At 37.4% G+C, this 22,968-nt stretch carries 20 protein-coding genes, 1 pseudogene and 1 riboswitch; of the genes and pseudogenes, 18 read left to right on the forward strand and 3 right to left on the reverse strand.

The features are described 5' to 3' along the window. Positions 1-20: 20 nt before the first annotated feature. The 3 genes from nadA to DFR79_RS01655 form a co-directional block, all read right to left on the reverse strand. On the reverse strand, positions 21-950 hold the full coding sequence (nadA, locus tag DFR79_RS01645; protein ID WP_133513765.1) for a quinolinate synthase NadA: 930 nt from the start codon (positions 948-950) through the stop codon (positions 21-23). Next, on the reverse strand, positions 935-1,447 hold the full coding sequence (locus DFR79_RS01650) for a hypothetical protein (RefSeq protein ID WP_133513766.1): 513 nt from the start codon (positions 1,445-1,447) through the stop codon (positions 935-937). The genes nadA and DFR79_RS01650 overlap by 16 nt, the downstream gene beginning before the upstream one ends. Positions 1,448-1,731: 284 nt before the next feature. Then, the gene (locus DFR79_RS01655; protein ID WP_133513767.1) at positions 1,732-1,899 is read right to left on the reverse strand and encodes a helix-turn-helix domain-containing protein; all 168 of its coding nucleotides are present in this window, start codon (positions 1,897-1,899) and stop codon (positions 1,732-1,734) included. 218 nt (positions 1,900-2,117) lie between these two features. Between DFR79_RS01655 and DFR79_RS01660 the strand changes: the two genes are divergently transcribed. From DFR79_RS01660 to feoB, 18 genes and pseudogenes are all read left to right on the forward strand, one after another. Further along, positions 2,118-2,609: a YbhB/YbcL family Raf kinase inhibitor-like protein gene (locus tag DFR79_RS01660; RefSeq protein WP_133513768.1), complete on the forward strand. Its 492-nt coding sequence runs from the start codon at positions 2,118-2,120 to the stop codon at positions 2,607-2,609. 80 nt (positions 2,610-2,689) lie between these two features. Next, positions 2,690-2,790, forward strand: a riboswitch (purine riboswitch). Between the two features lie 217 nt (positions 2,791-3,007). After that, a pseudogene (gene purD, locus DFR79_RS01665) lies at positions 3,008-4,278 on the forward strand (phosphoribosylamine--glycine ligase). A 21-nt stretch (positions 4,279-4,299) separates the two neighbouring features. Further along, the gene (locus DFR79_RS01670; RefSeq protein WP_133513769.1) at positions 4,300-5,463 is read left to right on the forward strand and encodes a 5-(carboxyamino)imidazole ribonucleotide synthase; all 1,164 of its coding nucleotides are present in this window, start codon (positions 4,300-4,302) and stop codon (positions 5,461-5,463) included. Between the two features lie 23 nt (positions 5,464-5,486). Next, complete coding sequence (gene purE, locus DFR79_RS01675) at positions 5,487-6,017, forward strand: 5-(carboxyamino)imidazole ribonucleotide mutase (protein ID WP_133513770.1); 531 nt, start codon at positions 5,487-5,489, stop codon at positions 6,015-6,017. Further along, positions 6,007-7,419, forward strand: coding sequence for a lyase family protein (locus DFR79_RS01680; protein WP_133513771.1), 1,413 nt, complete (start codon positions 6,007-6,009; stop codon positions 7,417-7,419). The genes purE and DFR79_RS01680 overlap by 11 nt, the downstream gene beginning before the upstream one ends. Next, on the forward strand, positions 7,420-8,139 hold the full coding sequence (purC, locus tag DFR79_RS01685; protein WP_133513772.1) for a phosphoribosylaminoimidazolesuccinocarboxamide synthase: 720 nt from the start codon (positions 7,420-7,422) through the stop codon (positions 8,137-8,139). Positions 8,140-8,745: 606 nt separating this feature from the next. Then, on the forward strand, positions 8,746-10,221 hold the full coding sequence (gene purF / locus DFR79_RS01690; RefSeq protein WP_133513773.1) for an amidophosphoribosyltransferase: 1,476 nt from the start codon (positions 8,746-8,748) through the stop codon (positions 10,219-10,221). 2 nt (positions 10,222-10,223) lie between these two features. Further along, the gene (purM, locus tag DFR79_RS01695; RefSeq protein WP_133513774.1) at positions 10,224-11,258 is read left to right on the forward strand and encodes a phosphoribosylformylglycinamidine cyclo-ligase; all 1,035 of its coding nucleotides are present in this window, start codon (positions 10,224-10,226) and stop codon (positions 11,256-11,258) included. A 13-nt stretch (positions 11,259-11,271) separates the two neighbouring features. Further along, positions 11,272-11,886 (forward strand): phosphoribosylglycinamide formyltransferase, encoded by a 615-nt coding sequence (gene purN, locus DFR79_RS01700; protein ID WP_133513775.1) that lies wholly within the window; start codon positions 11,272-11,274, stop codon positions 11,884-11,886. A gap of 2 nt (positions 11,887-11,888) precedes the next feature. Continuing rightward, positions 11,889-13,466 carry a bifunctional phosphoribosylaminoimidazolecarboxamide formyltransferase/IMP cyclohydrolase gene (gene purH, locus DFR79_RS01705; protein WP_133513776.1) on the forward strand — a complete coding sequence of 526 codons (1,578 nt, stop codon included), beginning with the start codon at positions 11,889-11,891 and terminating at the stop codon, positions 13,464-13,466. 290 nt (positions 13,467-13,756) lie between these two features. Beyond that, a complete protein-coding gene (locus DFR79_RS01710) occupies positions 13,757-14,929 on the forward strand; it encodes a COG1470 family protein (RefSeq protein ID WP_133513777.1) in 1,173 nt (390 codons plus the stop codon). A 2-nt stretch (positions 14,930-14,931) separates the two neighbouring features. Further along, the gene (locus DFR79_RS01715) at positions 14,932-15,786 is read left to right on the forward strand and encodes an ABC transporter ATP-binding protein (RefSeq protein ID WP_133513778.1); all 855 of its coding nucleotides are present in this window, start codon (positions 14,932-14,934) and stop codon (positions 15,784-15,786) included. After that, positions 15,773-16,705 (forward strand): ABC transporter permease, encoded by a 933-nt coding sequence (locus tag DFR79_RS01720; protein ID WP_133513779.1) that lies wholly within the window; start codon positions 15,773-15,775, stop codon positions 16,703-16,705. The genes DFR79_RS01715 and DFR79_RS01720 overlap by 14 nt, the downstream gene beginning before the upstream one ends. Positions 16,706-17,246: 541 nt before the next feature. Then, positions 17,247-18,266: a Fe(3+) ABC transporter substrate-binding protein gene (locus DFR79_RS01725; RefSeq protein WP_133513780.1), complete on the forward strand. Its 1,020-nt coding sequence runs from the start codon at positions 17,247-17,249 to the stop codon at positions 18,264-18,266. An 83-nt stretch (positions 18,267-18,349) separates the two neighbouring features. Further along, positions 18,350-19,999, forward strand: a complete 1,650-nt coding sequence (locus tag DFR79_RS01730) for an ABC transporter permease (protein ID WP_133513781.1) — start codon at positions 18,350-18,352, stop codon at positions 19,997-19,999. After that, on the forward strand, positions 19,983-20,618 hold the full coding sequence (locus tag DFR79_RS01735) for an ABC transporter ATP-binding protein (RefSeq protein ID WP_208107474.1): 636 nt from the start codon (positions 19,983-19,985) through the stop codon (positions 20,616-20,618). Before DFR79_RS01730 ends, DFR79_RS01735 begins: the two co-directional genes overlap by 17 nt. Before the next feature lie 228 nt (positions 20,619-20,846). Further along, entirely contained in the window at positions 20,847-21,068 is a 222-nt protein-coding gene (locus tag DFR79_RS01740) for a FeoA family protein (RefSeq protein ID WP_133513783.1), read from the forward strand. Between the two features lies 1 nt (position 21,069). Continuing rightward, on the forward strand, positions 21,070-22,938 hold the full coding sequence (gene feoB, locus DFR79_RS01745) for a ferrous iron transport protein B (protein WP_133513784.1): 1,869 nt from the start codon (positions 21,070-21,072) through the stop codon (positions 22,936-22,938). Positions 22,939-22,968 lie beyond the last annotated feature (30 nt).

The following is a 22,968-nucleotide window of genomic DNA, read 5'->3' on the forward strand; positions in this document are numbered from 1 at the left end:
TTTATCATACATAATTGCCGTTAAACCACCTGAGCAGTAGATTTAGTTTCAAGAAGTTTAAACATATTTTCTAGAGATTTCCTGGCGTCAACTCTGATATCTTCCCTAACGGTAATTTCAGTTTGCATATATCTTAAAGAATCTACAATTTTTTCTAGCTTAGTTCTTTTCATATTATGGCAGTTAAGTTGTCTGCTTAAAAGATAAAACTTTTTTTCAGGGTTTTCTTCTTTGAGACGGCAAATAATTCCTTTATCTGTCCCGATTATCATTTCCTGGGCTTCACTTTCTTTTGCATAAGCGATTATTCCTTCAATACTGCCAATATAGTCTGCTTTTTCTCTAATTTCTTCTCTACAGGTTGGATGAACAAGCAGCTTGGTATTCGGATATTTTTTCTTCATTCTTTTTAAGTCATTAAGACTAACTCTGTGATGGATAGGACAGTAGCCCCCAAAGCTGATAATTTCCTTATTTGTTCTTTTATCAACATAATCTGCAAGATGAATATCAGGAAGGAAAATGATTTTATTTTCTTTAATTTTGTTTACGATATCCAGAGCATTATCAGAGGTACAGCAGACATCACTTTCTGCTTTTAATTCTGCACTAGAATTAATATAACTGACCACTGCTGCCCCAGGATGTTTTTCTTTTAATTCTATGATGTCCTTGACTTCAACCATAATAGAGAGGGGACAGCCGGCAAATATTTCAGGTGTTAATATTGTTTTGTTAGGTAAAAGAACTTTAAGACTTTCGGCCATACAGTTTACTCCACAGCTTACTATTACTTCCGCACTGCTTTTTATAGCTTTTTGAGTTAAAGTCAAAGCATTTCCCGTATAATCAGCAACTTTCTGAATAGAATTAGGCTGATAATTATGAGCTAAAATAATTGCATTTTTTTCTTTTTTATACCTGTTTATTAATTTTATTTTAGCTTCCATTTCAGTTCACCGCTTCCCCCGAAATATTCGGCCACTTCTTTTTTCGCCTCCATAAACTGATCTAAATAATCACTTACTATATTAAGTTTTTTATTTTCTTCAGCTAATCTATCGGCAAGCACTCTAACTTTTTGAGTACAGTCAATTTTCTCAAGAGAATTATTAATTACTATTTGTTTATCCCTAAAGGTTTTTTTAAAATTAATAAATTTAATTAATTCAACTGGAGAAAGGGGGGCTTCTAAAGTGCAGTCCAGATCTAAATAACATTTAGCCTCAGCAATTTCCTTTAATTTATATTTATTTTTGAGCCTTAAAACAGTTAAAATTTCAGCAACAATTATTTCGGGATAACCCGTTTTACCATTCTTTACTTTTAAGCGGGAGATAATGTTTTGATTGGCCCAGTCCTGCAGAGTTAGAGTTGTATAAACAGAGGGGAAGTCATCTCCACCAATTTCCATTACCATTTTACGAGCCTGAGACAAAGAGATCATAGTATCACATTCCTTTAAAAATATTTCAAATGAATAATTTGATATCTTAAGTATAGGATACTTTTCATTTATTTTCAACCCTTTTGAGCAATTTTTAATATAAATTAATTATTTTGAAATACTTTGAGATTCTTTGAAAACGATTTATTAAAGAAGAAAGTAGAGGTTAGAATCCAGGCAGCTAAATAGTTGGAAGGGTTTTGCTGGAATTTAAAGTAAGTTTTTAAATAAATAAAAAATTAAATAAAAAAACCAGCCATTAATGTTCAACGGCTGGTTAAAAGTTATTGATTTAAATTAGTTTCCATAAATTCTGCCAGATGATTCTCAGAGATTCTCCATTTGCGGGCAATTTTTTTTGCCTTTAGTTCTTCTTTTTTTATTAATTTAATTACAGAAGAAGGCGTTATTTTCAATATTTCTGCTACTTCCTGGGTTGTATAAACTTGCATATATAATACCTCCTTTAGAACAATTATACACTATTATTTCCCCTTTTTCAATATCTTTAATCATTTTTTAACATTGTTTGAATGTTTTTGAGTGTCAAATATTTCAAAAAGACTAATCAATCGATTATCATTACATAATTTGATAATTTTCTGATTATTTTATATAATTATAGTGTAGGATATTTGCTTTTATTAGTCAGGATATCAGGAGGGATATTATGTGTGCAGAAAGAGCAGATTTAAAAATTATTTCTGATTTTAGTTATGATAATCAGGTTGATTCTCGTTATACTGCTATCGGCGAAAATGTTTCTCCTCCTCTGAGAATAGAAGATCTGGATGATAAAGCTGAAACTCTGGCAATTGTATTAAATGATGCAGATGCAGCAGTGGAAAGAACTACTCACTGGTTAATCTGGAATATTCCTGCTGTGATAGATAATATCCAGGGAAACATTCCGTTAGATGTTAGGAAGGTTCCTGAATTAGATGGAGCCTATCAGGGGAAAAATGATTTTGGAGATATAGGTTACCGAGGACCTGCACTGCCGAGCAGTACCTTTGAAAAGCCACATAAATATCGATTGATTGTTTATGCCCTTGATCAGGCACTGGAATTAGAACCAGGAGCAACTGAAAAAGAACTTTTAGAAGCGATGAAAGGTCATGTTATTCAAAAAGGATTTGTGAGTGGGACCTATCAACCATAAAGTATATTTATTTCTGAATACTAAGACATTTAAATCCTGCTTGACTTTAAAAATACCATCTGTTAAGATTGAGTTGTAAATTAAAAATTGAATTTGTACCTCATATAATAGTGGGAATATGGCCCACAAGTCTCTACCGAACACCGTAAATTGTTCGACTATGAGGGAAGTGTACCTAGGTTTCCGCAGCTTTAGCTGGCTGGTCCGAGCGGTACAGATATTGCTATATATATCACACCGAAGGGATAAAAGCCCAGGCGGGGAGGTTCTACTCATTGAAAGTAGAGTTTCCCTACCTGGGCTATTTTTATGCAAACATATTTAGGTACCAGGTACAAATCGTCCGATTTGTACCTGGTTAAAGTAAATGAATTCACAAAGGAAATGGAGTGGATAGAATGAACATTCTTCTCATCGGTAGTGGTGGAAGAGAAAATGCACTTGCCTGGAAATTATCGCAGAGCAGTAGAGTAGATGAGTTATACATTGCAGCTGGTAATCCGGGTACTTCAGAATATGGTCAAAATCTTGATTTTGATGAAAGTAATCAGGAGGCGCTATTAGAATTTGCCTTAAAAAAAAAATTGATATTACAGTAGTTGGCCCCGAGGCTCCGCTGGCAGCAGGAATTGTTGATTTTTTTGAAGAACACGGCCTTAAAGTTTTTGGTCCCAATCAGAGTGCTGCCCGACTTGAGAGTTCAAAAGCGTTTTCCAAGGAGTTAATGCAGAAATATCAGATTCCAACTGCAGAATATGAGAGTTTTACAGAAGCAGATAAAGCAGTAGAGTATATAAAGCGAAAAGGAGCACCAATTGTAGTTAAGGCTTCCGGTCTGGCAGCAGGTAAAGGAGTTATTGTTGCTCAGACAGAGGCAGAAGCAGTAGAAGCGGTTGAGATAATTATGAAGGATGAAAAATTTGGAGATGCGGGAGAAAAAGTTGTTGTCGAAGAATTTTTAGAAGGAGAAGAGGCTACTATCCTGGCCTTTTGTGATGGTCAAACTGTTGTGCCAATGATTGCCTCCCAGGATCACAAACCCGCCTATGATGGTGGTAAAGGTCCAAACACTGGTGGGATGGGAGCTTATGCACCAGCCCCAGTTGTGACCGAACAAATTAAGGCAGATTTTAAAACTGAAATTATGGAGCCTACACTGAAAGCTCTTCAGAGTGAAGGTCTAGAATTTAAGGGAATTATTTATTTTGGTTTGATGATTAAAGATGGAAAAGCTAAGGTTTTAGAATATAATGTTCGTTTTGGTGATCCAGAAGCACAGGTAGTATTACCTTTATTAGAGACAGATTTAGTAGATGTTATGGAAGCTGTAATCGAAGGAAATTTAGATCAGCTTGAAATTCACTGGAAGCAGCAAAAAGCTCTCTGTGTTGTAATGGCGTCTGGTGGTTATCCAATAGAATACGAAAAGGGTAAAAAAATTACAGGAATCAAAGCAGCAGAGGCAGAAGAAGATATAATTGTTTTTCAGGCGGGAACCAGCTTAGAAAACGGAAAACTCCTGACAGACGGGGGTCGAGTCCTGGCAGTCACAGCCCTGGGAAGTAGTTTTCAGGAAGTAATTGATAAAGCTTATGCAGGAGTAGAAAAAATTGATTTTGCAGACTTTCAGATTCGAAATGACATTGGGCAAAAAGCTCTGGAGAAATAAATTTGACCGGGAGGTTATAATTTGAAGTTTAAAGATAAAACAAAGCAGAAAATTGGAATTATCGGTGGTGGTCAGCTGGGTAAGATGATGATTTTAGAGGCTAAAAAGATGGGTTTTTATGTTACAATTTTAGATCCGACAAAAAATTGTCCAGCCCACAGCATTGCTGATCAGCATCTAGTTGCTGATTTTGATGACAGAGAAGCAATAAAGAAACTTGCTCAGCTGTCAGATTTAATAACCTATGAATTCGAGCATATTGATGTTGAAGTCCTAAAAGAGCTGGAAGCTGAGGATTATAAGATTTATCCAACAGCCCGCAGCCTGGAAATTATTCAGAATAAATATCATCAAAAAAATGTCTTAAAACAGGATCGAATAGCTGTTCCTGATTTTAGGAAAGTCACCCTTCCAGAAGATATCAAAGAAGCTGCACAAGAGTTTGGCTATCCGCTGATGCTAAAAAGCTGTACCGGAGGTTATGACGGTAAAGGAAATGCCTTAATTGACAGTCAATCTGAGGTGGAAAATGCTTTTCAGGAATTAGGAGCAGGAAAAACTCCACTGATGGTAGAAAAATATATTCCCTTTAAAAAGGAAATTTCAATCATTGCAGCCCGGGGACTAACTGGAGAAATGAAAGTTTATCCAGCTGGCGAAAATGTTCATCGGGATAATATACTGTACGAGACCAGAGTTCCGGCAGAGATTTCTTCTGAGTTAGAGCAAAAAGCAGAAGAATTTGCTAAAGAAGTTCTTCAAGTTTTTGAAGGAATAGGAATTTTCTGTGTCGAAATGTTTGTTACAGAAGCTAATGAACTTTTAGTTAATGAAATTGCACCGAGACCTCATAATTCAGGTCATTATACAATTGAAGGATGTGTAACTTCTCAGTTTGAACAGCATGTAAGGGCAATTACCGCTCTGCCGCTGGGAGATACTACTTTAGTCAGACCAGCAGTTATGCGCAATATTCTGGGAAGTGGAGAAGAAGGAAAAGCTGAAGTAGTAGGACTTGAGCCGGCTCTCGCAGTAGAGGGAGTAAAAGTTCATATTTATCAGAAACAGATTTCTAGACCGGGACGTAAAATGGGACACCTGACAGTTACAGCAGAAAGTCTGGATAAAGCTGTTGAGCGGGCTTTAGAAGCCAGTCAGTTAATTGAAATTAAGGGAAAAGATTAGATAAATTTGAGGAGGCTAAATTGATGAAGCCAGAAGTAGGAATTATTATGGGTAGTGATTCAGATCTGCCTGTAATGAAAGAGGCAGCAGAAATTTTAGATCAATTTGAGGTGGAATATGAGCTGACAGTTGTTTCAGCCCATAGGACACCAGATAGACTATATAATTATGCAGAAACTGCAGAAGAAAAAGGTTTGGATGTAATTATCGCTGGAGCCGGAGGTGCAGCTCATCTGCCGGGAATGGTGGCAGCAGTGACAGCTGTACCTGTAATTGGAGTCCCAGTTAAAACTTCAAAACTGAGTGGGCTTGATTCACTTTATTCCATAGTTCAGATGCCACCTGGAGTTCCAGTGGCCACAGTCGCGATCAATGGGGCCAAAAATGCGGCCTTACTGGCAGTCCAAATTTTAGCCCGCAGTGATGAAAAATTAAATAAAAAACAGAAAGAATATCGCAGAGAAATGAAAGAAAAAGTACTGGATACAGCCGAAAAAGTAGAAGCTATGGGATATGCAGAATACCTTGAGAGGAGCGAAAAATTTGCAGACTAGAGACATTTTTGCTAATATAAGTCCGCTTGATCACCGTTATTCAAGGAGAGAAAAAGATTTTGATCAGATTGGAAAATATCTTTCCGAAAATGCAACAATTACTTTTCAGGCAGAGGTAGAACTGGCCCTGGTTAAGGTGCTTGCCAGTAGAGGTATGGCACCGGAGAAGGCGCCCGCTGAAGTCGAAAAGGCAATAAAAGAATTAACTACAGAAGAGGTTTACGAAGAGGAAGCAAAGACTAAGCATAATATCAGAGCTTTAGTTAACTGCATTCAAAAAAAGGTCAGCAAAGAAACCCGCCCCTATATTCATTTTACAGCTACTTCTTATGATATTGTAGATACAGCCAACTCCCTCCGCTATCAGAAGGCAGCTGCAGAATTAATAATACCTAAATTAAAAGAATTACATCAGAGCTGGGCCGAGATTGCCTTAAGAGAAAAGGACAGGGTTCAGATTGGAAGAACCCACGGTCAGCATGCAGTACCGGTAACTTTTGGTTTTACTATTGCCGAATATGTTGCCCGTCTGGGAGAAAGAATAGAAGAAGTTGAAGCTAAAGCAGACAGACTTGTCGGTAAATTTGCCGGAGCAGTTGGAGCCTATAATGCCAGCGGTATCTTTTTTGAAGATCCAGAGGAGTTTGAAAAGGAAGTCCTGGCTGAGCTTGGCTTAAAGCCGGGAGAGCATTCAACTCAAATAGTCCAGGCTGAGCCGATGACAGATTTTATTCACTCGCTTGTTTCAACATTTGGTGTGCTGGCAGCTTTCGCCGATGATATGCGCCAGCTGCAGCGATCTGAAATTGCAGAAATTGGTGAGCATTTTGGCAAAGATCAGGTTGGTTCTTCAACCATGCCCCACAAGCGGAATCCGATTAACTATGAAAATGTAAAGAGTTTATGGAAGGCTTTTATGCCCCAGATGACTACAGTTTATATGGATCAGTTATCTGAACATCAAAGAGATCTGACCAATTCAGCTTCTTCCCGTTTTATTCCAGAGCTGATAACTGCTTTACTCTCAGCAGCAGCCAGATTGACCAGAGTCAGTTCCAAGATGGTAGTTGATCAGAAAAATATAAAAAATAATTTTGAACAGAACAAAAAAATGATTGTAGCAGAGCCCTTATATATTCTTTTAGCAGCAGCCGGTCATCCCGATGCCCATGAGGCAGTCCGGAAGCTGACTTTAAAAGCCCAGGCAACTGACTTATCACTGCGAGAACTTGTCGATCAGAGTCAGGAGCTGCAGGGATACTGGGAAAACTTTGCCGGTCATCAGAAAGAATTAATTTTAAATCCGGAAAAGTATACAGGTATTGCCGCGGAGAAAACAGAAAAGATAGTTAAAAACTGGCAGCAAAAATTTGATTATGATCTCAAAACGGAGGTTTTATAGATGGATAAAAAAGAAATGATCTATGAAGGTAAGGCCAAGCAGATTTTTAGCACAGATCAGGAAGGTCAGGTAATTGTGCATTTTAAAGATGATGCAACTGCCTTTGACGGTCAGAAAAAAGGTCAGATTGTAGAAAAAGGTAAGATTAATAATAAGATCAGCAACTTCTTTTTTGAGCTTTTAGAAGAAAAGGGAATCAAAACACATTTGATTGAGGAATTGAACGAGCGTGATTCTCTGGTCAAAAAAGTAGATATCATACCTCTGGAAGTTGTAATGCGCAATGTTGCAGCTGGAAGTCTGGCCAAAAGAATTGGCATGGAAGAGGGAGAAGCACTCAAACAGCCGGTTATTGAATTTTATTATAAAGATGATGAGCTCGGAGATCCTTTAATCAATGTTTCTCATATTGAACTTTTAGGCCTGGCCGGCAGAGAAGAGCTGGAAAGATTAATTGCTTTAGGTCATAAAATTAATGATATTCTGGTTAAATTCTTAAAAGAGCGGAATGTAGACCTTGTTGATTTCAAGCTGGAATTTGGAAAAACTGCAGAGGGAGAGATAATTCTGGCTGACGAAATCACCCCTGATACCTGCCGTTTCTGGGATAGTGAGACTAAAGAAAAGCTGGATAAGGATCGTTTTCGCCGTGATCTTGGTGATGTTGAGGAAGCTTATCATGAAATGTATAAGCGGATTACCGGCCAGGACTGGAAATAAGCTAATCAGCTAATAATTAATAAGGATTCTATTTTATTAAAACAGAATATATCTCTTTCCATAGTAATTTTAAAATGAATCTAAGATTCTAATTTCGCCTTAAATTGGACTACCTTCCCGATCACAGCTTCCTGCTGTGCGGTCAGTTCAGGACATCGTGTCCTTCAGTCCAATTTAATACTCATTATCATCAAGATTCATTATTTAAAATTTCTACTCTTTTGATATATTCTGTTTGGAATAAAATAGATCTCATTTAATAATATTTCTACCTGATTATCTTATTTCAGTCTGTCCGGATGTGTTAGAAGGATAACAATCATCAGAATTAAGTTGAATTAGAATAAAACTATAGAGTCGTTAAATATATTCTTCTTTCAAAAAATAAATATAAACATAACTTTATAGAAGCTTATTTCCAGTCTGGCGGTAGTTGGATCAGGGATAAGAATAATTTTAAAATGAATCTAAAATTCTAATTTCGCCTTAAATTGGACTACCTTTCGGCGGTAGTTGGATTATGGTGTCAGTAATTTTAACCGCTAGTTAGATTAGGGAGAAAAATTAAATTCAAATTATGTTTTAGCATTAAAGGGAGGAAAATTGATGAGAGAAAGTTGTAATTTCTCTAAGCAAAAAAATAGAGTTAAGCAGAGTTCTAATGATCTAAAATTGACTCAGGCTGAGCTGAATGAAGATAAAATGAGTGAAGAATGTGGAGTTTTTGGCATTTTTAATGCTGATGGTGAGAGCAGTGCAGCAGAATTAACCTATCTTGGCTTGATTGCCCTGCAGCACCGGGGCCAGGAAAGTGCAGGCATCTGTGCCAATCATCAGGGAGAATTTAATCTGCATAAGAGCATGGGCCTGGTAGAAAGTGCTTTTGAAAAAGAAGATATTAAGAACTTAAAAGGTGAAATGGCAATCGGTCATGTTCGTTATTCTACCAGTGGTTCCAGTAAGCTTGCCAATGCTCAACCAATTTTAATTAACAGTATGAAAGGTGATCTGGCTCTGGCCCATAATGGTAATCTGGCCAATGGAGCAGAACTTAGAAACAATCTGGAAAGCAACGGTTCAATTTTTCATTCTACTCTAGATACAGAAGTAATTGCTCACCTGGTAGCCCGCTCTTTTGAAGATGATATTGTGGAAGCTTTAATCCAGAGCCTGCATCAGTTAAAAGGGGGATTTTCGCTGGTGGCAATGACTAAAGATGAGCTGGTTGCTATTCGTGATCCCCGGGGTTTTAGACCGCTTTCGATCGGGAAACTGGATAACAGCTACATTGTAGCCTCCGAAAGCTGTGCTTTTGATATTATTGGAGCTGAATTTGTGCGTGATGTTAATCCAGGTGAAGTTGTGATAATTGATGAAGATGGAATTAAAAGCAGACGCTATACCGGTGAAAGCGAGACCAGTCTCTGTGTTTTTGAATATATTTACTTTGCCCGACCAGACAGCAATATTTCCGGTCAAAATGTTTTACTTGCCAGAAAAGAAATGGGGAAACAGCTGGCCCGGGAGATGGATGTTGAAGCTGATATTGTAGTACCAGTACCTGATTCGGGAATTGCAGCAGCCTTAGGTTTTGCTGAAGAATCGGGCATCCCGTATGCTCAGGGTATTTTGAGAAACCGTTATATGGGAAGGACTTTTATTCAGCCGACTCAGGAGATCAGGGATTTAAAAGTCAGATTAAAGCTATCACCAATTAAAGAAATTATTAAAGATAAAAAAGTGATTTTAATAGATGATTCAATTGTCAGAGGAACAACCAGTAAACAGATTATTGGGCGAATTAAGGAAGCAGGAGCGAAAGAGGTTCATATGGCAATTTCCTCACCACCTGTAGAACACCCCTGCTATTTTGGGCTTGATACTTCACGCCGGCAGGAACTAATCGCCAGCAGTAATTCTGTAGAAGAAATTAGTGAACGTATCGGAGCTGACAGCCTTTATTACTTAAGCAAGGAAGGAATGCTCCAGTCAATTAAAACTGAGGTTGAACTTGGTTTCTGTACCGCCTGTTTTGATGGAGATTATCCAATATCCAGCCGCTACTTAAGTGAGGAGGATTAATTATGGGTTTAGATTACAAAAAAGCTGGAGTCGATATTGATGCCGGCAATCAGGCAGTTGAACTGATTAAAGAGGATGTGCAGTCAACTTTTGGTCCGGAAGTAATGACCGGACTGGGAGGTTTTGGTGGGCTTTTTAAGCCTGACTTAAGCAATTATCAGAATCCGGTTTTAGTTTCAGGTACAGACGGAGTGGGAACAAAGCTCAAACTGGCTTTTAAACTGGATCTTCACAATACAATTGGCATTGATTTAGTAGCGATGTCAGTTAATGATATACTGGCTCAGGGAGCACAACCCCTATTTTTTCTCGACTATCTAGCAGCTGGCAAGCTGGAGCCGGAAAAAACAGCGGAGATTGTAAAAGGAATTGCTTCCGGCTGTAAAGAAGCTGGAGCAGCTTTAATTGGTGGTGAAACTGCAGAAATGGCAGGCTTTTATCAGCCAGGAGAATATGATCTGGCAGGTTTTGCAGTTGGCATTGTGGACCAGGATCAGATTATCACCGGAGCTGAGATTAAAGCTGGTGATTTAGTTATCGGTCTTAAATCAGATGGTCTGCACAGCAATGGTTTTACCCTGGCTCGAGCAGCACTTTTTGAGAGAGCGGGTTTTGACTATACTGCAGAAGTTGAGGGACTGGAAAAGAATTTAGGAGAAGAATTACTTAAACCGACCAGGATTTATGTAAAAACTGTGCTGGCACTGCTCAAGCAATTTAAGATTAAAGGAATTGCTCATATTACAGGTGGAGGCCTAATCGAAAATCTACCGCGTATTCTGCCAGAAGGCTTAAAAGCTGAAATCAAAAAAGACAGCTGGCAGCCACAGCAAATCTTTGAGCTAATTCAGGAAGCAGGAGAGATTGCAGAAAAAGAAATGTACAGAACCTTTAATATGGGAATCGGAATGACCTTAGTTATAGATAAAGCTGATAAAGATCAAATACTTAAAGAACTTGCAGAAATGGGAGAAGAGGCCTGTCTGATTGGTGAAATAAAAGCAGGAGCTGCAGATACATCTCTCGAAATAAAATAAAGAAGGTGTAAAAATGCTTAAGATAGCTGTTTTTGCCTCAGGCAGAGGCTCAAATTTTCAATCAATTATTGACAGTATAAAAAGTGGAGCCATTCCGGCCGAAGTTAAACTCTTAATCAGTGATAACCAGGATGCTGGTGCTTTAAAGCGAGCAGAACGCGAGGATATAGAGCATCTGTTTATTGATCCAGCTCATTTTGAAACAAAAGCTGATTACGAAAAAGAACTAATTGGACTCTTAAAAAATGCAGGAGTCGAACTTGTAGTTCTGGCAGGATATATGCGGATTCTCTCCCCACTTTTTGTTAAAGAATTTAAAAACCAGATTATCAATATTCATCCTTCACTCTTACCTGCTTTTAAGGGGCTGGATGCTCAAAAACAGGCAGTAGATTATGGAGTTAAATACAGCGGCTGTACCGTGCACTTTGTGGATCAGGGTATGGATACCGGCCCAATTATCAAACAGGCAGTAGTCGATGTTAAAGATGATGACAGTGCTGATGATCTGGCAGCAAGGATTTTAAAAGAAGAACATAGAATTTATCCTGAGGCAGTCAAATTAATTGCAGAAGGAAAGATTAAAATTGAAGGACGGAAAGTTAAAATTCTAAAGGAGGAAAAATAACTTTGTCTAAAATTAAAAGAGCGTTGATCAGTGTTTCAAATAAGGAAGGTATTGTAGATTTTGCGAAGGGTTTAAAAGAATTTGGAGTAGAGATAATTTCAACCGGTGGGACAGGCCGGATGTTAAAAGAAAATGACGTCGAAGTTACAGACATTGATGAGGTGACTAATTTTCCAGAAATGATGGATGGAAGAGTTAAGACTTTACATCCTGCAGTTCACGGCGGTATTTTAGCAGTTAGAGATAATGAGCAGCATTTAAAAGAAATTGAAGCTCAGGATATTGAGCCAATTGATCTTGTTGTCTGTAATCTCTATCCATTTGCCGAAACAATTGCTAAAGAAGATGTAACTTTAGCAGAAGCAATAGAAAATATTGATATTGGTGGCCCGACAATGATTCGCTCAGCTGCCAAAAATAACAATGATGTAGCAGTTGTAGTTGATCCGGCTGATTATGACAAGCTTCTGGCTGAAATGAAGGTGGGCAGTGGCGGCTTAACTAAAACTCAAAAATTAAAGCTTGCCTACAAGGCTTTCCACCATACTGCAGAATATGATCAGAGAATTCAGAAGTACCTGGGAGAAATTGTGCTGGATGATGATGAAAAAGAAGAAATGCCGGAGACACTGCTGGACCGTTATGATAAAAAAGAAGAACTCCGCTATGGCGAAAACCCACATCAGAAGGCAGCTTTTTACTTAGAAGCAGAACAGAATGAACCATCAATTTCTACTGCCGAGCAGCTGCACGGTAAGGGAATGTCTTATAATAACATCAACGATACAGATGGGGCTTTAGAGCTGATCAAAGAATTTACAGCTAAACCAGCAGCAGCAGTAATTAAACATGCCAACCCCTGTGGAATAGCGACTGCTGATAATTTAAAAGAGGCATTTATTAATGCCCATGCCGGTGATCCCTTATCTGCCTTTGGCTCGATTGTGGCAGCCAATAGAAAAATTGATGCCGGAACAGCTAAAGAAATTGCTGATCAGGATAAATTTATTGAAGTGGTAATTGCACCGGATTATGAAGCTGAAGCTTTGGATATTTTAAGAGAACGTTCTGATAAAATGAGAATTCTAAAAACCGGGGAACTTTCTATTAATCGGGAAAAGCCAGGTTACAGCATGAAAAAGGTAACAGGTGGACTTTTAGTACAGGACAGAGATTTAGCTCAAACTACTGCTGAAGATCTGGAAGTAGTAACCGAAAAAGCTCCAACTGAAGAGCAGATTGAGGATTTACTATTTTCCTGGAAGGTAGTAAAACACGTTAAATCAAATGCGATTGTAATGGCTAAAGATGAGATGGTAGTTGGTGTTGGTGCCGGGCAGATGAGTCGAGTTGATTCGATGATTATTGCCGGCCGTAAAGCTGAAGGCCGTCAGGAAGGCGGAGTTGTGGCCTCAGATGCATTTTTCCCTTTCCCGGATGCTGTAGAAAAGGCAGCAGAGCTGGGTATTAAAGCAATTATTCAGCCCGGTGGTTCAATCCGTGATGATCAGGTTATAGAGGCCTGCGATGAACTTGGAATTGCAATGGTCTTTACCGGTAAAAGACACTTTAGACATTAAAAAAATCCAGTTAGACTGGATTATTATAGATTTCCCTAATCAATTCTCCATCCCTATTAATGGACCCTACTCAGCCATTAATCAGGATGGGGGATTTTTCTAATTAAAATTTAATTTTATTTTAATTGAATTTTCAAATAAATTTAGTATAATTTTATTAAACGATTTATTATTACTTAAGAAGAGAAGAGGGGGGATAAATTAAAGGGGAAATAATTTCAGAAAGATATTTAGACTCACATCATTTTAAGCTAAAACTAAAATAATAATAATCTTGGGAGGTAATTCAAATGTCAAAACGAGTCGGGATTTCACTTCTTTTTTTAATGTCATTTATTTTTGTTTTTGCTGGGATGGTTAGTGCGGCTGAAGAAGATATTACCTTATATACTCCTTATACAGGATTATCGGTAACACCTGGAGAAAGTCTTGATTATAATATTGATGTTATAAATAATAGTTATCAAATTAAGAATTTAAGTTTTGCCGTACAGAATCTTCCTGAAGGCTGGGATTATACGATAACTTCAGGTGGGAAAAATATAGAGGAGTTAGCAGTAAAATCAAAAGATTTTGAAGATGAAAATGAAGAAAGTATTGACTTAAAGGTAAATGTGCCTCTGAAAATAGAAAAGGGAAATTATGGTTTTGCTTTAACGGCAAAAAGCGAAAATGGCGAAGTGTTTAAGCTGCCCTTAGAAGTTAAAATAGCCGAAAGAGGGGTTTTCGAAACTGAGTTTACCGTTGATCAGAATAATATGGAAGGATATTCTGATTCAACCTTTACTTATGATACAACTTTAAGAAATAGAACTGCAGAGAAACAGCATTATGCCTTAAAGGCTGATGCACCCCGGGGTTGGGATGTGAGATTTAGAGAAGCAGGATCCTATGTTACTTCAGTTACAATTAAGTCCGGGGAAAGTAAAACAATTTCAGTCAAAGTTGATCCAGCAGTTAATGTCAAGGCTGGTACTTATAAATTCTCAGTTGAGGCAAACTCCGGTTCTACTTCTAAAAAAATAACGCTGGAGACAGTTATTAAAGGTAAATATGGATTGAATCTATCAACTCCTTCGGGTAGGTTAAGTAGAGAAATTGTCGCAGGAGAAAATAAGAGTATTGATTTAGAAATTAAGAATACAGGGACAATAACCTTAAGAGATATTAAATTGAGTGCCACTACTCCTTCTGGCTGGTCGGTGGACTTTGAAAAAGACGAGATTTCAAAACTAGAAGCAGGGGAGACAGCAGCTATAACTGCAGATGTAAAAGCCAGTGATCAGGCAATTGCTGGAGATTACCAGCTTACTTTAAAAGCCAATACACCTGAAGCTAGTTCTCAGGCTAACTTTAGAATTACAGTAAAAACCTCCATGATCTGGGGTTGGGCTGGAATTGTGATTATTCTGGCAGTAATTGCAGTTATCTTCTATTTTGTTAGAAGATATGGGAGGAGATAATAATGGCTGAAACAATTATCTCTACCCGTGAACTAACCAAAAAATATGGTGATTTAAAGGCCGTAAATGGGCTGGATTTAAATATTAAAAAGGGTGAGATTTATGGCCTGCTGGGGCCAAATGGAGCCGGTAAAACAACAACAATTTTAATGCTCCTGGGTTTGACTGAACCCAGCTCCGGTTCAGCAGAGATTAAAGGACTAAATACTACCCGGGATTCAATTGAGGTCAAAAAATTTACGGGTTATCTACCAGATCAGGTAGGATTTTATAATGACAGCAGTGGAAAAGAGAATTTAATTTATACTGCAAAGTTAAATGGACTTGATGCTGCAGCTGCAGCACAAAAAGCAGAAAAAATGATTAAGATGGTGGGTCTGGATAAGGTAATGAATGATAAAGTCGCTACCTATTCTAAAGGCATGAGACAGCGGCTGGGGCTGGCTGATGTTCTCATTAAAGATCCTGAAATAATTATTCTCGATGAGCCAACTATTGGGATTGACCCCACCGGGATTAATGAATTCTTAGATTTAATCTACAGATTGAGTAAAGAAAATGGAATTACTGTTCTGCTTTCTTCTCACCTTTTAAATCAAGTGCAGAAAATTTGTGATCGGGTTGGTATTTTTGTTAAAGGAGAGCTGCTGGCGGAAGGAAGCATCAAAGATCTGGCAGAACAGCTGCTGGAAGAGAAAGAAATCAATCTCAATGTTAAAATCAAAGATTATTCAGAACAGGCTGTTGAAAAGATTGCCGAACTGGATGAAGTTCTAGAAATCAAAGAACAGGAAAATCTTCTAGATGAAATTTATCAGAATTACTTTAAGGGAGGTGAGGTTGATGCCCGGTTATAATAATTCCTTTAGAGTGATGGTCAATAAAGAAATTTCAGATCACGTTAAAAGCTGGAAGTTCATTATAATTGTAGCTTTAATTCTGCTGACGACTTTTGCCTCTATTTATTCGATCTTAAATCTTATTAAAAATAATGCTGGGGCAATTAATCAGGGAAATAATTTTCTCTTTTTAAAGCTTTTTACGGCTACAACTGGCAGTATGCCGAATTTTATGACCCTGATCAGTTTTCTGGGTCCTATTCTGGGAATTGCACTCGGTTTTGATCTGGTAAATTCCGAGCAAAATAAGGGTACAATCAGTCGCGTATTAGCCCAACCAATTCCACGCGATTATTTTATTACAAGTAAATTTGTGGCAGCTATTTCGCTTGTCTTTTTGCTGATATTTTCAATCGGATTTCTGGTCATGGGAGCAGGTCTAATTTCTATTGGACTGCCGCCTACCCTGGGAGAATTTTTGAGGATATTTATCTTTTTGTTTCTAAGTGGAGTCTATATTGCATTCTGGCTTAATCTGGGCATTCTATTTTCAATTATTTTTAAGCAGTCTGCAACTTCAGCCCTGGCAAGTCTTGCTGTCTGGCTTTTCTTTACAGTATTTTATTCAATGCTGGTTAATATTACTGCCAGAGCGATAGCAGCAAATCCATTTGCATTAAGAAGTTTAACAGCAGCGCTTTCAAGGCTTTCTCCCAACTATTTATATAATGAATTAACAACTATTTTATTAACACCTTCAATTAGATCTCTGGGAGGCCTCAGCTTTGAGCAGCTGCAGGGAGCAATTCCCTCAACTTTATCTCTTGATCAGAGTCTAATTTTAGTCTGGCCTCATTTTACAGCTCTAATTGCAGCCTCTTTAATCTGTTTTGCAGTTTCTTATCTATCATTTATGAGAAAAGAGGTTAGAGCTTAAAATAAATTTAATAGAAGCACAAAAAATCCCACTTCTAAATTTAATTAGGAAGTGGGATTTGCATATTCAATTAGAAATAAAAAAAATAGAAATAAAAAAACCGCCTCGGGAAAAAGGCGGTTAAAACAAGGAGAAAAGTATCTATTACTTTATCTATGCTTAAAGCTGTCCTCTGCAACAGCTTCAAAAAGGGGATAACAAATCTCTATCTCTTTGCTACAATTATATAATATCAGTGAATTATTAAAAAAACTTTAAATAAAGATTAGAAAAAGATTAAAAAAGCTTTAAATTAGTAAATAAATTAATTTGATTTCAGCTGCTGTTTGCTGTTGAAAATAACTCAGTGAAATAGAAGAACTTTACAGGATTAATAATGCATAACAGCTATTAGTAATAATTATTAATAGCTGAATTGGCGGGGATCACAGGGATATTTTTTTAATTTTAATCTTGACAAAACAAATCAGTTTAGTTATAATTGAACTCGAACGAAATTGAGAATCATTTTCAAAAACAAAAAAATCTAGGAGGAATTAGGATGAGAAAATTAATTGTATTAACGGTTTTAATAGGTTTGGTTTTTAGTTTAGGAACTTCTGTGCTGGCAGCAGAAGAGGTGAATCTCTACACAAATCGTCATTATGATACAGATGAGGAGATTTTGGATCGTTTTACAGAAGAAACAGGAATCGAAGTCAATGTACTTAAAGGAGATTCTGATCAGTTAATTGAAAGAATTGCCAGAGAGGGAGAAAATACTCCTGCTGATCTTTTAATAACAGCTGATGCAGGTAGATTACATAGAGCCAAAACTCGTGGTATTCTGCAGTCCGTGAAAACTGAAACCCTGACTCAAAATGTACCAGTTAATTTAAAAGATCAGGATAACTACTGGTATGGTCTGACAATGAGAGGTAGAGTAATTGTTTATGCTAAAGATCGAGTTGATCCATCAGATTTAGCTGGCTATGCTGATTTAACATCAGATCAGTGGCAGGATGAAATTTTAGTAAGATCTTCAGCAAATATTTATAATCAATCTCTTTTAGCTTCACTAGTTTCGATTTATGGAGAAAAGTGGGCTGAAGAATGGGCCGCCGGAATAGTTGATAATATGGCCCGAAAGCCACAGGGTAATGATAGAGCACAGGCGACAGCTGTTGCTGCTGGTGAAGGAGATCTGGCGATTATAAACACTTATTATCTGGGTAAAATGATTAATTCTGATAATCCTGCCGAAGTAGAAGTAGCAAAAAGTCTCGGCATCCACTTTCCTGAAGGGAAATATGGAACCCATGTTAATGTCAGTGGAGCAGGTGTTACAAAATATGCTCCTAATAAAAAGAACGCAGTTAAATTACTGGAATACCTAAGTTCAGCTTCAGCTCAGAAGTACTTTGCTTCGGCAAATTATGAATATCCGGTTAATCCAGATGTAGAAGCATCAGAACTTCTGCAGTCCTGGGGAGACTTTAAGGCACAGGGCATTAACTTAACTGAACTTGGAGTTCATAATGAGGCAGCTGTTAAGATCTTTAACCGGGTTGGCTGGCAGTAAGCTTAAATGTTATTCTAATTGGATAAAATATTATGGATAAGCTTGAAGTTTAAATATGACTTAAGATTAAGGTTGGGATAATTATGCAGCTATTAAAAAAAATAAAGCAGGGTTCCCCGGGCTGGTTTCTGCTGACAGCAGGGATTATTCTCCTGCTTTTAATTCCAAATCTAAATATTATCATCAATTTATTTGGAAAAGCGGGTGAGAACTGGGAACATGTAAGAGATTATCTGCTTATTAACTACTTCCAAAACTCTCTGATATTAGTACTTGCTTCCGGTCTGCTGGCTGCTTTTTTAGGAGCAGGGCTGGCCTGGATAATAGCTGCCTATGATTTTCCGGGAAGAAATTTTTTGAGCTGGGGGCTAATTCTGCCTCTGGCCATCCCACCTTATATAGGAGCCTACGTTTATCAGGGTATGTTTAGCTATACCGGACCATTACAGACATTTTTAAGGAATGATTTTCAGCTGCAGCTTTCACAGCAGTATTTTGATTTTATGAACATCAGAGGTGCCATCTTTATCTATACAATTTTTCTTTTTCCCTATGTTTTTTTAATGACTAAGGCCTTTCTGTCCAGACAGTCAGCATCTCTGCTGGAAAGCTCAAGGCTTTTAGGTAAAAATGACAGCACTATCTTTTTCAAAATAATTCTCCCACTTTCCCGGGGGGCAGTAGTTGCCGGCAGCAGTCTGGTAATGATGGAAGTTTTAAATGATTATGGTGTAGTAAAATATTTTGGGATTAGCACTTTTACTACGGCAATTTTTAAAACCTGGTTTGGTATGGGAGATCTGGCAACTGCAGTCAGGCTGGCAGTGATGGCAATGCTGGTTATTTTTGTGCTTCTCTTTTTAGAAAAGCTGCTCAGAGGTGGCAGGAAATACAGCTATTCTACTTCCAATATCAGACCTTTAAGCAGGAGAAAATTGAAGGGCAGCAAAAAAGTTTTAGCTCAGTTTTTTTGCTATGGAGTTTTCTTTTTTGGTTTTTTACTCCCAACTATTCAGCTTTTATACTGGAGCTTTTTAAGTCGGGGAGGGGAGCTGCTGGGAACTCTAAACTTTGCCCTCACTTCCTTTTTAACCGGTGGTGGAGCCGCAGTTTTAATCTTAACAGGAGCGGTAATAGTTGCCACAACAGCCCGGATGAGTTCCAGTTTCATTTCTAATCTCCTGGCAAGAATTACAATTCTCGGTTATTCTATACCCGGGGCTGTAATTGCAGTTGGAGTTTTATTATTTATGCTGCAGCTTGACCAGATTTTTCTTTTTCTGCAGACAGGTTTTGGCATAGAGATTAATCTTGTTTTAAGCAGTACCTTAGTGATGCTAATTTTTGCCTATGCAGTTCGTTTTATGGGGATTGCTTTTAATTCCGTCAACAGCGGCTATCAAAAAATAGGAGAAAGTTATTTCGAAGCCTCACGAACTCTGGGTAAGGGAGTTACAGAAACATTTTTTAAGATTGACCTGCCAATGTTGAAACCGGCCTTAATGAGTGGATTTTTACTTATCTTTATAGAAATAATGAAAGAATTACCGCTGACCATGATTTTAAGACCCTTTAATTTTGACACTCTGGCAACTAAAGCCTTTGAATATGCTTCTGATGAAATGATTTATCGTGCAGCTGATCTATCACTGGTTCTAATTTTCTTTTCGACAGCTGCTATTTATTTAATTACTCATCACCGAAGGAGGAAAAATAATGCAGTTGAAAATTGATAATTTAACTTTTGCCTATAATAAAAAAGAAGGAAATATAGTCGAAAATTTTAACCTGGAAGTGCAAAAAGGTGAAGTTGTAGCTCTGGTCGGTGTCAGCGGAAGTGGTAAAAGTACAGTGCTGCGTTTAACTGCCGGTCTGGAAATACCTGACAGTGGAAAGATTTCAATTGCCGGCCAGACTGCAGCTGGAGACCATAAATTTAAAGCAGCAGAAAAAAGAAAAGTGGGAATGGTTTTTCAGGATTATGCACTTTTTCCTCATTTAAGTGTGGAAAAAAATATTGCATTTGGTATTGATCATTTAAGCAAAGCTAACAGAAAAGCCAGAGTCAGGAGGCTTTTAGAACTTGTCAACTTAGAAGGATTTGAAAAAAGATATCCCCATCAATTATCAGGAGGACAGCAGCAGCGAATTGCTCTGGCCAGAACCTTAGCTCCCGGCCCAGAACTATTACTTTTAGATGAACCTTTCAGCAATCTAGATGCTGAGTTAAAAGATAAAATCAGAAGAGATTTGAATGAAATTATTAAAGATGTTGGAGTTACAACTATTTTAGTTTCACATGATAGAGAAGATGCAGAATTTATGCAGGCCAGAGAGGTTTTGATGAGTTAGATAGTAATCTACTCCTTATTAATAATAGTTACTGATTATTGAGATGGCAGGAACGATAAAGCATTTTTTTAAAAAATATCTTGACAAAAACGATATACTTATATATAATTTTAATTGAAGTTGAGAACCGTTTTCAATTAAATACGGAGACAAATTATTTTTTTTGATATAATTTTAGGTTAACCTAAAAAATATAAATTTCATTCTACATAAGGAGGAATTTGGAAAATGACTTTAGCTGAAGTTCAGAAAGGTCAGAAGTTTATTATCAGTGATATAAGTGATGATAATATTAGAGTTCAGGCTTTAAGATTTGGTATTAGTGAGGATGCAGGTTTATTTTGTGAAGAAAAAATACCGGGAGGACCGGTTATTATTAAAAGACAGTATCAGGAAATTGCGATTGGAAGAAATCTAGCTAAAAACATAAAAGTGGAGTTGAGTCAATAAAATGGAATGCTGTGATATTAGTCATCAAATAGATATTCCTTCTGGGAGTCAGAAAATAGTTCTGGCAGGTAATCCAAATGTAGGAAAATCTATTTTCTTTAACAAATTCACTGGAATCTATGTAGCTGTTTCAAATTATCCTGGCACTACTCTTGATATTAGTTCAGGTATGTTTAATCCGGAAAATAAAGATAATGATTATGTTGTTCTCGATACTCCTGGAGTTTATGGAGTGTCTTCATTTAATGACGAAGAAGCAGTAGCACGTGATGTAATACTTGCTGCAGATGCAGTTGTCAATATAGTTGATGCGGTTCACTTAGAAAGAGATCTATTCTTAACCCAGCAGATTATTGATATGGGTATTCCGGTTATTGTAGCCTTGAATATGATGGATGAAGCTGAAAGAAATGGACTTAAAATTGATATTGACGAACTTAGTTCTGAACTTGGGGTACCTGTTATAACAACTACTGCTATTAAAGGTGAGGGACTGGAAGAGGTAAAGAACTCTGTAGATAAATCTAAAGTTGGTAATACTATTTTCAACAGTGATTTTTTAAAAGAGGAACTAGATTCACTGGCTGAAAAGATTAATAGTCGTGCTGAAGCCCTTTTAATAATGGAGGGGGATCCCAATGTTGCTGAAAAAAATAATAGGCAGGCTCTGCCGCATCGAGAAAAAATATATAAGAAACGCAGACATAGAATAAACAATATTATTGATAGTGTTATAAGTGAGAATGGAGAAAACAGCAGTCTGGGCAGCAAAATAGGACATTTAATGCTCAAACCACTTACAGGAATTCCGATGCTGCTGGCAACACTCTATCTTTTATATGAACTGGTAGGAGTATTTGTGGCTCAGACAGTTGTTGGGATCACAGAAGAAACTTTCTTTTTAGAAATATATGAACCCTTTATAAGAGGAATAGTGACTCCGATAATACCAATTGAATCATTTTTTGGTCAGCTTTTTGTGGGAGAATTTGGGCTATTTACAATGACTGTGACCTATACTTTTGGTTTGCTGCTGCCTCTTGTAGCTGGATTTTATTTCTTTCTGGCTATTTTAGAAGATTCGGGTTATATGCCGAGAATAGCTGCTCTTGTTGATAGGCTGCTGACTTCAATTGGTCTTAATGGAAGAGCAATTATTCCAATGTTATTAGGTTTTGGTTGTGTGACTATGGCCACAATTACTACCCGTTTGTTGGGCTCAAAAAGAGAAAGGATAATTGCTACTTTCCTGCTTGGTCTTGCTATTCCCTGTTCGGCTCAGCTTGGTGTAATTGCAGGCTTAATAGCCCCACTTGGGTTTGAATATTTTGCAATCTATGTTTTAACTATTTTTGTGGTATATGTTCTGGCAGGAACTATTTTAAATAAAGTTCTGCCTGGAAAATCGACTGATTTATTAATCGATATTCCACCATTAAGAATGCCCCGTTTGAGTAATGTCTTGCAGAAGACATATATGAAGTCAAAATCCTTTATTAAAGAAGCTGGACCGATCTTTGCTATTGGTGCTCTCATAATTACTGTTATGCAGGAAACTGGTATGCTGACAGCTATTCAGAATAGTTTAATTCCTTTAACAGTAGGCTGGCTGCAGTTACCTAAAGAAACAGCTACAGTATTTATTATGGGAATTATTAGAAGGGATTTTGGAGCAGCAGGTTTAAATTCTCTATCGCTGACAGCTATTCAAACAACAGTTTCTTTAGTTGTTATAACTTTATTTGTACCCTGTATAGCTGCTATGATGACTATGTTTAGAGAACGCAATTGGAAAGAAGCTTTATTTATCTGGTTTGGAAGTTGGTTTACTGCTTTTGGAGTGGGAGGTATTCTTGCCTATTTACTATAAGAACAGAGCTCTTCTGGTTATGAAATGATA

This window comes from Halanaerobium saccharolyticum, assembly GCF_004362045.1.
Classification (GTDB): domain Bacteria; phylum Bacillota; class Halanaerobiia; order Halanaerobiales; family Halanaerobiaceae; genus Halanaerobium; species Halanaerobium saccharolyticum_C.

Excerpts from the sequence above, each read along its gene's own strand:
- nadA (WP_133513765.1), bottom strand. The coding sequence starts at position 950 with ATGGAAGCTAAAATAAAATTAATAAACAGGTATAAAAAAGAAAAAAAT.
- DFR79_RS01660 (WP_133513768.1), top strand. The coding sequence starts at position 2,118 with ATGTGTGCAGAAAGAGCAGATTTAAAAATTATTTCTGATTTTAGTTAT.
- purN (WP_133513775.1), top strand. The coding sequence starts at position 11,272 with ATGCTTAAGATAGCTGTTTTTGCCTCAGGCAGAGGCTCAAATTTTCAA.
- purM (WP_133513774.1), top strand. The coding sequence starts at position 10,224 with ATGGGTTTAGATTACAAAAAAGCTGGAGTCGATATTGATGCCGGCAAT.
- DFR79_RS01655 (WP_133513767.1), bottom strand. The coding sequence starts at position 1,899 with ATGCAAGTTTATACAACCCAGGAAGTAGCAGAAATATTGAAAATAACG.
- DFR79_RS01720 (WP_133513779.1), top strand. The coding sequence starts at position 15,773 with ATGCCCGGTTATAATAATTCCTTTAGAGTGATGGTCAATAAAGAAATT.
- DFR79_RS01715 (WP_133513778.1), top strand. The coding sequence starts at position 14,932 with ATGGCTGAAACAATTATCTCTACCCGTGAACTAACCAAAAAATATGGT.
- DFR79_RS01650 (WP_133513766.1), bottom strand. The coding sequence starts at position 1,447 with ATGATCTCTTTGTCTCAGGCTCGTAAAATGGTAATGGAAATTGGTGGA.
- DFR79_RS01735 (WP_208107474.1), top strand. The coding sequence starts at position 19,983 with ATGCAGTTGAAAATTGATAATTTAACTTTTGCCTATAATAAAAAAGAA.
- DFR79_RS01710 (WP_133513777.1), top strand. The coding sequence starts at position 13,757 with ATGTCAAAACGAGTCGGGATTTCACTTCTTTTTTTAATGTCATTTATT.
- DFR79_RS01730 (WP_133513781.1), top strand. The coding sequence starts at position 18,350 with ATGCAGCTATTAAAAAAAATAAAGCAGGGTTCCCCGGGCTGGTTTCTG.
- purE (WP_133513770.1), top strand. The coding sequence starts at position 5,487 with ATGAAGCCAGAAGTAGGAATTATTATGGGTAGTGATTCAGATCTGCCT.
- DFR79_RS01725 (WP_133513780.1), top strand. The coding sequence starts at position 17,247 with ATGAGAAAATTAATTGTATTAACGGTTTTAATAGGTTTGGTTTTTAGT.
- DFR79_RS01740 (WP_133513783.1), top strand. The coding sequence starts at position 20,847 with ATGACTTTAGCTGAAGTTCAGAAAGGTCAGAAGTTTATTATCAGTGAT.
- purF (WP_133513773.1), top strand. The coding sequence starts at position 8,746 with ATGAGAGAAAGTTGTAATTTCTCTAAGCAAAAAAATAGAGTTAAGCAG.
- feoB (WP_133513784.1), top strand. The coding sequence starts at position 21,070 with ATGGAATGCTGTGATATTAGTCATCAAATAGATATTCCTTCTGGGAGT.
- purC (WP_133513772.1), top strand. The coding sequence starts at position 7,420 with ATGGATAAAAAAGAAATGATCTATGAAGGTAAGGCCAAGCAGATTTTT.